Genomic DNA, 11,169 nt, shown 5'->3' with positions numbered 1-11,169 from the left:
GCGGGGGGGGGGGGGGGGGGGGGAGGGGGGGGGGGGGGGGGGGGGGGGGGGGGGAGGGGGGGGAGGAGGGGGGGGGGGGGGGGGGGGGGGGGGTCGGGGGCCCCCCCCCCCCCCCCTCCCCCGTAACCCGCCCCCACCCGTCACACCAGCGCGCTCCAGTACGCGCAGTGCACGTACGGCAGCGGAGCCGGATCGGGCTCACCCGCTCCCGGCAGTTCGGGCACCCGCTCCGAGCGGGCCACCCCGAGCAGGCTCGCGGTCACTCGGATCTCACCGAACTCACCGAAGCACAGCACCAGTTGGGAACCATCCCGAGTCGTCGCGGCGACCCCGGGCCGGTCCCGCCCGGCGTTCAACGAGGTGATCGTCCACCCCCGCCGCCGCCACAGCCGCTCCACCGTGCCCGCCAGCTCCGCCCGCCGGCCCGGCGACACGACGGTCAACAGGTCCCGCCCCCGGGTCACATACCAGAGCACCTCGGGCCCGCGCCTCCCCGGCGCCGCCAACCGCACCCCCGCCCGGGGCACCGCCTCCTGCCACGCCGGCACCGGCCGGAGGGCCTCCACGGTCTCCCGCAGCAGCTCCTCACACCGCTCCCCGGCGTCGAGTTGATCGACCGTCACATCCGGGGCCAACACCGGCCACCAGTCCGGCACGGCTACCGCACCAGCGCGGAAACCGTCCGGGCACCCCAGGTTCAGCTCGGCACCACCTGACTGCACAGGGCCCTCCGTACTCCCCCCGGCATTCAACCCGGGCAGGCATTCCGTCACTCCTTGGACGGCACCCGGGCACGGACAGTTCCCCCGCCCGGGCCCCACCGCACCCCACCACCCGGCGCGGCCCACCCCCCACCCCACCCCAGCACGCCCCCGCCCCGGCCGCCCCCAAAACGCCGAAAGCCGCAGGTCAGATGACCTGCGGCTCTCGGTACGGAGCGGGCGACGAGAATCGAACTCGCGCTCTAAGCTTGGGAAGCTCATGTTCTACCATTAAACTACGCCCGCCTGATGAGCCGTCAGAGACTGCTCATTCCAGTGTCACTGTACCCCATCCGCGACAGTGGTTGCACGGCCGGTCCCGGGCCGTGGCGGAGCCCGGTGGGGGCGGGCGGGGGGCGTACTGTTTGGGCCGCGTGCCAGTGCCCCGGTGGGTGTGGGGTCGGGGCGGCGAGCCACGGTGTGGAATGTCCGGAACATCCCCTAATGTGACGCTGTCCCGGGGCCAGGCCGCCGGGGCGCGATGAGTACGGGTGAGTACTGGGTTAGGGATGGGAAGGGGATCGATGGAGCAGCGCGCCGTCGTTCGTTGTGCCGAGGGGCACCTGTTCAGCACCACCACGTTCCCGATGCAGAACCTCGGTCCCGGGCGGCTCGGGCCCGGGCGGTTGATCCGCTGTCCGCAGTGCGGACGGCTCCGGAGCTCGGTGCTGGCCGACGTGCGGGAGCTGTCGACGGCCCAACTGGCTCGGGCGATGCGGTTGGAGGCCGCTGAGTTCCTGGCCTGACGGCCGACGGGAGGACACGGGGCCCCGGACGGATTCGTCCGGGGCCCCGTCGTGCACGTAACCTCGAAGCGTGCTGCTCTCTGACAAGGACATCCGGACCGAAATCGACCTGGGCCGGGTCGTCATCGACCCGTTCGACCCGGCGATGATCCAGCCGTCGAGCATCGACGTGCGCCTCGACCGCTTCTTCCGCGTGTTCGAGAACCACAAGTACCCGCACATCGACCCCTCCGAGGAGCAGCCGGACCTGACCCGGCTGGTCGAACCGGACGGCGACGAGGCGTTCATCCTGCACCCGGGCGAGTTCGTGCTGGCCTCGACGTACGAGGTCATCACGCTGCCCGAGGACGTGGCCTCCCGGCTGGAGGGCAAGTCGAGCCTGGGCCGGCTGGGCCTGCTCACCCACTCCACGGCGGGCTTCATCGACCCCGGTTTCAGCGGTCACGTGACGCTGGAGCTGTCGAACGTCGCGACGCTGCCGATCAAGCTCTACCCGGGGATGAAGATCGGGCAGCTGTGCCTGTTCCGGCTCTCCTCGCCGTCCGAGCACCCGTACGGCTCCGCGCGCTACGGCTCGCGCTACCAGGGGCAGCGCGGCCCGACGCCGTCCCGCTCGTACCTGAACTTCCACCGCAGCGAGGTCTGACCGCGCCGCGGCAGAGCGCACGCACGGCGGGCGGCCACCCCCTCGACCAGGGGGTGGCCGCCCGCGGCGTTTCCGGACGGACGGCGGTCCCGGACAGACGGCGGAGCCGCCCGGCGGTGTCAGGCCCGCTTGGGGCTGGTGACGGCGACCAGCTCGGCGCCGTCCTCGGACAGCCGCAGCTCGGTGCGCAGCTCGGCGAGCTCGCCGAGGTGGTGCAGGTGGGTACCGCCGCAGAAGATCTGCGCGCCGCCCTCGGGCAGCTCGCAGTGCCACTGGCGGCGGGCGGTCAGCTCGGGGCCGGGGACGTCGATCCGGACCGGGGCGTCGGCCGCGACCCAGGCGGCCAGCCGGGCGTTGACGGCCTCGGTGAGGGCGGGCAGGGCGTCGGCGAGGGCGGGGAACTCCTCGGTGGCGTCGACCGTGAAGCCCTTCTTCTTGAGCGACTTGCCGAGCCGGTAGGTGTCCGTGCTGGCCTGGGTGTCCATCACCGAGCTCGCCATGGCGAGGCTGTCGAAGTCGGGGTTGCCGAAGGCGTCGGAGCGGCCCGGGTCCTTGCGCCAGCGCGGGGCGAGCGCGGCGTTGAGGGCGAGGGCGAGCAGGTGGCAGCCGCTGTGCGAGGCGCTCAGGGCGGCCCGGCGCTCGGTGTCGACGGCGAGCACGGCGGTGCGGCCGACGAGGTCGCCAGGGTCGGCGGCGAGGACGTGGAGGACCAGCCAGGACCACTCCTCGTCCCCGCGCTTGACCGGGATCTCGGCGCCGACCAGCGGTGCGCCGCCGTCCGGGCCGACCGCGCCGGTGAGGCAGTCCACCACGGCCAGCTCGGTGCCGTCGACGGTGAGGGTGCCGTGGTCGGCCGGCTGGTCGGGCCAGGTGTGGTCGAGCGGGTGGAACGGGGTGGCCGCGGTCACCACCGCGTACCGGCCGTCCGCCAGCGGGTGCACCGCCAGCACCGGGGACTCTCCGGTCACCGCCCCGGCCGGGAAGCTGACGTGGGTGGTGGGGAGGGTCATGGCTGGCTCCGCTTGGTGGTCGACGAACGAGGGTGGGCGGGCCCGGGCCTTCCGGCCGGACCCGCCCACCATTCTGCCTGTCGGCCCCGCACCGGCGGCGGGGACCTTGATCACGTCGGCCACTGCCGCCCGGTCACCCGAGCGTCGGCAGCTTGATCAGCACCAACAGCGCAATCAGCTGCACCGCCGCGGCGGCGGCCGCCTTGCCCCAGGGCAGGTCGTGCACCCGCCGGACCATGGTGGTCAGCAGGTACGCGCAGAGCATCCAGGTCGCCCAGCCGACCACCTGCACCACCGCACTGCCCGAGGGCAGCACCAGGTCGAGCAGCAGCCGGGGCGCGTCGGTCAGCCAGCCGATCAGCGCGGCAAGGCCGACCGTCGACTTCCACGGGCCGTCGCCGCCGAGCTGGCGGGCCAGCGCGTAGGTGACCGCGCCGAAGACGGCGCCGACCACGGTGAAGCAGACGGCAGCGGCGAGCAGGCCGGTCAGCGCGACCGAGAAGGTGGAGTTGACGATGTCGTCGTGGGTCAGTCCGATGCCGAGCACCGCGAGCACGCCGTACAGCAGCGAGACGCTGAGGGCGGGCAGCCAGACCTGGTGGTCGCGGGTCCGGTCGAAGATCGCGGTCGGGGTGCGGAAGATGCCGACGAACAGTTCGCGCCACTGCGGCCGGGGCCCGCTGACGTGCGGGGCGGACTGGCCGCCGGCGCGGTAGACGGTGACGTTGTCCTGGCCGTACGGGGGCTGCTGCTCCTGGCCGTACGGCGGCTGCTGCCCGTAGCCGCCGTTGTCGTCGTAGCCGTACTGGCCCTGGTCCGGGCCCTGGCCGTACGAGCCGGGCCGGCCCTGGCCCTCGTGGCCGTAGGGCGGCGGCTGCTGCCCGTACGGGGCGCCGCCGCGGTACGGGTCGCCGGCCGTCGGGAAGGCCCGGGTGTTGCCCGGCCGGTCGGCCGCGTACGGGTCGGCCGCGTAGGGGTCGTACCCGCCGCCGGCCGTGCTCCCGGGACCGCCCGCGCCACCGCCCGGGGTGCCCGGGGCACCCGGCCCGCCGGGCGCTGCCGCCGGGTGCGCGGCCGTGAAGTACTCCGGCCCGTCCACGGGGCCGTCCGTCCGCCCGTACCCCCCGGGCGCCCCCGGCGGCGGCGGCGCCGACCATCCGCCGTGCGGACGGTCGGCGCCCTGACCGCTGTCGTATCGATTACCAGCCACGCTCCGAAGGTACCCGTCCGGCCCAATGCGCGTCGGCCCCGGACGGAGCCGGGGCCGGTTTGCAGCGAGCCTGAGACGAACGGGTCCGAAAGTCGTCCGACCAGGACGCCCGGGGCCCGCTGCGGAGCCGCTAGCGCGGGGCGCTGACCGACGGCCCGTGCACCGAGGCGGCCGCGGCCGTGCCGGCCGGGCAGCCGCCCGGGCCGGCCGTGGTGCGGACGGCGCCGACCGGCAGCAGAGTGCCGCAGGCGATCCGGATGCCGCTCGGCAGCTCGTTGTCGGACTCGACGATCGCGCCGTCGCCGATCACCGCGCCGTCCAGCGCCGAGCGGTCGCCGACGGTGGCGTAGGCGCCCACGATCGAGTCCTTGACCAGGGTGTCCGGGCCGATCACGGCGCCGGGCAGGATCACGCTGCCCTCGACGATCGCGCCGGCCTCGACCACCGCGTCCGCGGAGACCACGGTGCCGCCGCTGAGCACCGCGCCCGGGTGGACGGTGGCGCCGGGCAGCAGCAGGGCGTCACCGGTGGGGCCGGGGACGGCCGGGGAGTCGACCTTGCCGAGGACCAGGTCGGCCGAGCCGCGGACGAACGCGGCCGGGGTGCCGAGGTCCAGCCAGTACGAGGTGTCGACGACGCCGCGCAGCAGGGCGCCGGTGGCCAGCAGCTCGGGGAAGGTCTCGCGCTCGACGGAGACCTCGCGGCCGGCCGGGATGCGGTCGATCACGGACCGGGTGAAGACGTAGCAGCCGGCGTTGATCTGGTCGGTGACGATCTGCTCCGGCGTCTCCGGCTTCTCCAGGAACTCCAGCACCCGCCCGTTCTCGTCGGTCGGGACCAGGCCGAAGGCCCTCGGGTCCTCCACCCGGGTGAGGTGCAGGGTGACGTCGGCCCCGGCGGCCACGTGGCCGTCGCGCAGGGCGGCGATGTCGAGGCCGGAGAGGATGTCGCCGTTGAAGACCAGGACCGGCTCGTCCGGGCCGCAGGTCAGCCCGGAGGCGGCGTTGCGGATGGCCCCGCCGGTGCCCAGCGGCTCGCGCTCGGTCAGGTAGACCAGCTCGATCCCGTACGGGGTGCCGTCCTGGAAGTGGTCCTCGAACACCTCGGCCAGGTAGGAGGTGGCCAGGACCACCCGGGTGACGCCGGCGGCGGCCGCACGGGCCAGCTGGTGGGCGATGAACGGGACGCCTGCCACGGGCAGCATCGGCTTGGGGGTGTGGGTGGTCAGCGGACGCAGTCGCGTGCCCTTACCACCGACGAGCATGATCGCCTCGGTCATGGTCTGCGCTGTTCCCCTTGTGCTCTCCGCGGCCCGGCCCGGCGGGCCGATACCTCCGTCAGTGGTCTGAGCCCGTCGTGAACGGGTCGACCGGCGCGCGGCCGGTCCGGCGCCTACTGTATTTCCTTCCGACCGAATGCCCGTCCGGCGGCCGTGCGATTGACGTCACTCGCCGTCCGCCCGCCGTACCGCCGGCCGTCGCCCGGGGCACCGAAAAGCCCGGCCCGGCGGGCGCGTTGGCGGCGTCCACCGGGCCGGGCGGTTGTTGCAGAACTGTCGAACAGCGAACGGTGACCGCGGTGATTGCGGTGACCGAAGTGACCGAAGTGACCGCAGTGATTGCGGTCACCGCGGCTACGCGTCGACGGTCGCGGGCTCCTCGGCCTCGGCCGGCGGGGTCGCCTTCACCGAGTCGAGCAGCAGCTGGGCCACGTCGACCACCTTGAGGTGCTCCTTGGCCGCGCCCTCGTTCTTCTTGCCGTTGACCGAGTCGGAGAGCATCACCAGGCAGAACGGGCAGGCGGTGGAGACGATGTCCGGGTTGAGCGACAGCGCCTCGTCCACGCGCTCGGTGTTGATCCGCTTGCCGATGCGCTCCTCCATCCACATCCGCGCGCCGCCGGCGCCGCAGCAGAAGCCGCGCTCCTTGTGGCGGTGCATCTCCTGCTGGCGCAGACCGGGGACCTTGTCCATGATCTCGCGCGGCGGGCTGTAGACCTTGTTGTGGCGGCCCAGGTAGCAGGGGTCGTGGTAGGTGATCAGGCCCTCGACCGGGTTGACCGGGACGAGCTTGCCCTCGTCGATCAGGTGCTGCAGCAGCTGGGTGTGGTGGATCACCTCGAAGTGCCCGCCGAGCTGCGGGTACTCGTTGGCGATGGTGTTGAAGCAGTGCGGGCAGGTGGCCACGATCCGCTTGGTCGGGGCGTCCTCCAGCGCGGCGTTCAGCGTCTCCACGTTCTGCGCGCCGAGCATCTGGAAGAGGAACTCGTTGCCCAGGCGGCGCGGGGAGTCACCGGTGCAGGTCTCCTCCTTGCCGAGGATGGCGAACTTCACGCCCGCGGTGTGCAGCAGCTCGGCGAAGGCCTTGGTGGTCTTCTTGGCGCGGTCCTCCAGGGCGCCGGCGCAGCCGACCCAGTAGAGGTACTCGACCTCGGCGGGATCGATGTCCTCACCGATCACCGGCACCTCGATGCCGGTCTCCTTCTTGAGCTCCTTGACCCAGTCGAGGCGCGCCTTGGTGGCCATGCCCCACGGGTTGCCCTTGTTCTCCAGGTTCTTGAGCATCGTCCCGGCCTCGGTCGGGAAGTTGCTCTCGATCATCACCTGGTAGCGGCGCATGTCGACGATGTGGTCGACGTGCTCGATGTCCACCGGGCACTGCTCGACGCAGGCGCCGCAGGTGGTGCAGGACCACAGCACGTCCGGGTCGATGACGCCGTTCTCCTCGGCGGTGCCGATCAGCGGGCGCTCGGCCTCGGCCAGGGCGGCCGCCGGGACGTCCTTGAGCTGCTCGGCGGTGGCCTGCTCGGTGCCCTCCATGTCCTTGCCGCCGCCGGCCAGCAGGTACGGCGCCTTGCCGTAAGCGTGCTCGCGCAGGCTCATGATCAGCAGCTTGGGGGACAGCGGCTTGCCGGTGTTCCAGGCGGGGCACTGCGACTGGCAGCGGCCGCACTCGGTGCAGGTGGAGAAGTCGAGGATGCCCTTCCAGGAGAAGTGCTCGACCTGGGAGACGCCGAAGACGGCGTCGTCGGCCGGGTCCTCGAAGTCGATCGGCTGACCCTTGCTGGTCATCGGACGGAGCCCGCCGAGCGCGGTGCTGCCGTCCTCCTCGCGCTTGAAGTAGATGTTGAAGAAGCCGAGGAAGCGGTGCCAGGCCACGCCCATCGAGGGGTTGAGGCCGATGGTGATCGCCCAGGCGAACGAGATGCAGATCTTCAGCATCGCGAACAGGTAGACCAGGTTCTCCAGCGTGCCGTGCGACAGCCCGCTCAGCGCCGAGGTGATCGGGTACGAGACCAGGTGCTCCGGGCCGTACGAGTCGACGCCGGCCAGGGCGCCCTCCAGGGCGCGCAGCATCAGGATGCACAGGCCGATGCCGAGGATCGTGTACTCGACGTAGAAGGCCTGCCAGGCGATCGAGCCGGCGAACCGGGACTTGCGGCCGGACCGGGACGGCAGGCTCATCAGCCGGATCACGATCAGGGTGGCGATGCCCAGGGTGGTCAGGGTGCCGACCAGCTCGACGAAGAGCTGCCAGATCATCCAGTGACCGATGATCGGCAGTTCCCACTCGGCGTCGAACAGCTGGCCCATCGCGTTGACGATGGTGAGCACCAGGCTGAAGAAGCCGACCGCGACGAACCAGTGGGCGATGCCGACGATCCCCCAGCGGTTCATCCGGGTGTGGCCGAAGAACTCGGTCGCGAGGGTCTTCACGCGCTGGGCGGGCCTGCCGAAGCGGGTGGTGTCCGGCGCGCCGGTCAGCACGACCCTGAAAATGTGCCACGCCGCACGGAGGGCGAGCGCGGTGCCGATCACGAACGTGACCAGCGAGATGACGATCGCTGCTAGTTGCATCGCTCTCCGTCTCCTGCGGCTTGCGGTTGAGCAGTGTCTGCGGTTCTGCGGTTCTGCGGTTCTGCGGTCTACGTTTCTACGTTCTGCGTTCTGCGGGCCCGCGGGTTTCCGAGTGATTGTACTGGTCGGTAACTTGCCGGGCCGACGGCCCGGACATTACAGGTCGCCAACAGTCCTCCAGAAGGTTCCCAAGCTATGGCGGCAGTCACGTGACCGCACGCGCGCCGCCCCGTCGCGAGCGCCCGAACCGGCCCGCCCCTCCGGGTCGATGTCAGCGCCGATGTCAGCAAAGTTGAGTGCCGAGCACTCATAGCTGTTGACGCTACCCGCCGGGTCGTGCATCCTTGAGCCTGTAAAGCTCAACTCTTCCGTGGAGGTATCTACGATGGCACGCGCGGTCGGCATCGACCTCGGTACGACGAACTCGGTCGTCAGCGTTCTGGAGGGTGGCGAGCCCACCGTCATCACGAACGCCGAGGGCGCTCGGACCACGCCGTCCGTCGTCGCCTTCGCCAAGAACGGCGAGGTCCTCGTCGGCGAGGTGGCCAAGCGCCAGGCGGTCACCAACGTCGACCGCACCATCCGCTCGGTGAAGCGCCACATGGGCACCGGGTGGAAGATCAACATCGACGGCAAGGACTTCAACCCGCAGCAGATCTCGGCCTTCGTGCTGCAGAAGCTCAAGCGGGACGCCGAGGCCTACCTGGGCGAGACCGTCACCGACGCCGTCATCACCGTCCCGGCGTACTTCAACGACTCGGAGCGCCAGGCCACCAAGGAGGCCGGTGAGATCGCGGGCCTCAACGTCCTGCGCATCGTCAACGAGCCCACCGCGGCCGCCCTGGCCTACGGCCTGGACAAGGACGACCAGACCATCCTGGTCTTCGACCTCGGCGGCGGCACCTTCGACGTCTCCCTGCTGGAGATCGGCGACGGGGTCGTCGAGGTGAAGGCCACCAACGGTGACAACCACCTCGGCGGCGACGACTGGGACCAGCGCGTCGTCGACCACCTGGTCAAGGTCTTCCAGTCCGGCCACGGCGTCGACCTGTCCAAGGACAAGATGGCCCTGCAGCGTCTGCGCGAGGCCGCCGAGAAGGCCAAGATCGAGCTGTCCTCGTCCTCCGAGACCTCGATCAACCTGCCCTACATCACGGCCTCCGCCGAGGGCCCGCTGCACCTGGACGAGAAGCTCACCCGCGCCCAGTTCCAGCAGCTGACCGCGGACCTGCTGGAGCGCTGCAAGGTCCCGTTCCACAACGTGATCAAGGACGCCGGCATCTCGCTCTCCGAGATCGACCACGTCGTCCTGGTCGGTGGCTCGACCCGCATGCCCGCCGTCGCCGAGCTCGTCAAGGAGCTGACCGGCGGCCAGGACGCCAACAAGGGCGTCAACCCGGACGAGGTCGTCGCCATCGGCGCCGCGCTCCAGGCCGGTGTCCTCAAGGGCGAGGTCAAGGACGTCCTGCTGCTCGACGTCACCCCGCTGTCCCTCGGCATCGAGACCAAGGGCGGCATCATGACCAAGCTGATCGAGCGCAACACCACGATCCCGACCAAGCGCTCCGAGATCTTCACCACGGCCGAGGACAACCAGCCGTCCGTGCAGATCCAGGTCTACCAGGGCGAGCGCGAGATCGCCGCGTACAACAAGAAGCTCGGGATGTTCGAGCTGACCGGCCTGCCGCCGGCGCCGCGCGGCCTGCCGCAGATCGAGGTCACCTTCGACATCGACGCCAACGGCATCATGCACGTCGGCGCGAAGGACCTCGGCACCGGCAAGGAGCAGAAGATGACCGTCACCGGCGGCTCCTCGCTGCCGAAGGACGAGGTCGACCGCATGCGCCGCGAGGCCGAGCAGTACGCCGAGGACGACCACAAGCGCCGCGAGGCCGTCGAGACCCGCAACTCCGCCGAGCAGCTCGTCTACTCGACCGAGAAGTTCATCGCCGACAACTCCGACAAGCTGCCGGCCGACGTCAAGACCGAGGTCGAGACCGCCATCGGCGAGCTCAAGGAAGCCCTCAAGGGCGAGGACATCGCGAAGATCCGCGAGGCCTCCGAGAAGGTCTCCACCACCGCCCAGAAGCTCGGCCAGGCGCTCTACGCCAACGCCGACGCCGCCGGTGCCGGTGCCGCCGCGGCCGGCGACTCCGCCCACGCCAAGGAGGACGACGTCGTCGACGCCGAGATCGTCGACGACGAGAAGCCCAAGGGTGGTGCGTCGGCATGACGGACAAGCCGCAGGGCGGCAAGCCCGGCGACGACTCCGCCGCCGAGGAGGCCGTGATCAAGGCCGCCGAGGAAGCCGCCTCGGCCGGTGCCGGCGAGGCCCCCGAGGAGCTCGCCGCGGCCAAGCGCGAGCTGGCCGAGCGCACCGCGGACCTGCAGCGGCTGCAGGCCGAGTACCAGAACTACCGCAAGCGGGTCGAGCGCGACCGGCTGACCGTCCGCGAGATCGCGGTCTCCAACATCCTGGAGTCCCTGATCCCCGTCCTGGACGACATCGGCCGCGCCCGCGAGCACGGCGAGGTGACGGGCGGCTTCAAGTCCGTCTCCGACTCCCTGGAGACGGTCGTCGCCAAGCTGGGCCTGCAGCAGTTCGGCAAGGAGGGCGAGCCCTTCGACCCGACGCAGCACGAGGCGCTGATGCACAGCTACTCCTCGGACGTCACCGAGGACACCTGCGTCCAGATCCTCCAGCCCGGCTACCGCATCGGCGAGCGGATCATCCGCCCGGCGATGGTCGCCGTGGCCGAGCCCCAGCCCGGCACCCAGACGACGCCCGGCCCGGACGCCGAGGCGAAGTCCGCCGAGAAGGACAAGTCCGACGGTGGCTCGGACAGCTGACAACCTGTGACAGCTGACAACCAGTGCGCTGCGGAGTCGTACGCCGGCCAGTACGGCGGCCGGCTCCGCAGCGCGCTGTCAGCAGCGCTT

At 71.3% G+C, this 11,169-nt stretch carries 8 protein-coding genes, 1 tRNA gene and 1 pseudogene; 4 read left to right on the top strand and 6 right to left on the bottom strand.

The features are described from left to right. Positions 1–140: 140 nt before the first annotated feature. Both ACZ4W5_RS07515 and ACZ4W5_RS07510 read right to left on the bottom strand, forming a co-directional pair. A complete protein-coding gene (locus tag ACZ4W5_RS07515; RefSeq protein ID WP_465653500.1) occupies positions 141–656 on the bottom strand; it encodes a hypothetical protein in 516 nt (171 codons plus the stop codon). Between the two features lie 280 nt (positions 657–936). Further along, positions 937–1,007: transfer RNA gene (locus tag ACZ4W5_RS07510), tRNA-Gly, on the bottom strand. A 278-nt stretch (positions 1,008–1,285) separates the two neighbouring features. Between ACZ4W5_RS07510 and ACZ4W5_RS07505 the strand changes: the two genes are divergently transcribed. Then, the gene (locus ACZ4W5_RS07505) at positions 1,286–1,507 is read left to right on the top strand and encodes a hypothetical protein (protein WP_360227361.1); all 222 of its coding nucleotides are present in this window, start codon (positions 1,286–1,288) and stop codon (positions 1,505–1,507) included. Between the two features lie 70 nt (positions 1,508–1,577). Further along, entirely contained in the window at positions 1,578–2,153 is a 576-nt protein-coding gene (gene dcd, locus ACZ4W5_RS07500) for a dCTP deaminase (protein ID WP_360227364.1), read from the top strand. A 119-nt stretch (positions 2,154–2,272) separates the two neighbouring features. Here dcd and ACZ4W5_RS07495 read toward each other — a convergent pair whose 3' ends face one another. The 4 genes and pseudogenes from ACZ4W5_RS07495 to ACZ4W5_RS07480 form a co-directional block, all read right to left on the bottom strand. Next, positions 2,273–3,163, bottom strand: a complete 891-nt coding sequence (locus tag ACZ4W5_RS07495) for an alanyl-tRNA editing protein (protein WP_360227367.1) — start codon at positions 3,161–3,163, stop codon at positions 2,273–2,275. 133 nt (positions 3,164–3,296) lie between these two features. Beyond that, the gene (locus tag ACZ4W5_RS07490) at positions 3,297–4,373 is read right to left on the bottom strand and encodes a Yip1 family protein (protein WP_465653499.1); all 1,077 of its coding nucleotides are present in this window, start codon (positions 4,371–4,373) and stop codon (positions 3,297–3,299) included. Positions 4,374–4,587: 214 nt separating this feature from the next. Beyond that, positions 4,588–5,652, bottom strand: a pseudogene (gene manB, locus ACZ4W5_RS07485) (mannose-1-phosphate guanylyltransferase); the annotation flags it as partial. 354 nt (positions 5,653–6,006) lie between these two features. Then, positions 6,007–8,229 carry a (Fe-S)-binding protein gene (locus ACZ4W5_RS07480; RefSeq protein WP_360227373.1) on the bottom strand — a complete coding sequence of 741 codons (2,223 nt, stop codon included), beginning with the start codon at positions 8,227–8,229 and terminating at the stop codon, positions 6,007–6,009. Between the two features lie 385 nt (positions 8,230–8,614). Here ACZ4W5_RS07480 and dnaK point away from each other — a divergent pair, with 385 nt between their 5' ends. Beyond that, complete coding sequence (gene dnaK, locus ACZ4W5_RS07475; RefSeq protein WP_402484993.1) at positions 8,615–10,462, top strand: molecular chaperone DnaK; 1,848 nt, start codon at positions 8,615–8,617, stop codon at positions 10,460–10,462. Beyond that, positions 10,459–11,079 (top strand): nucleotide exchange factor GrpE, encoded by a 621-nt coding sequence (gene grpE / locus ACZ4W5_RS07470; protein WP_360227379.1) that lies wholly within the window; start codon positions 10,459–10,461, stop codon positions 11,077–11,079. The genes dnaK and grpE overlap by 4 nt, the downstream gene beginning before the upstream one ends. The last annotated feature ends 90 nt before the right edge of the window (positions 11,080–11,169 follow it).

It is taken from the genome of Kitasatospora sp. NPDC029367 (assembly GCF_055569135.1).
This window is presented reverse-complemented; position numbering and strand designations above follow the sequence as displayed.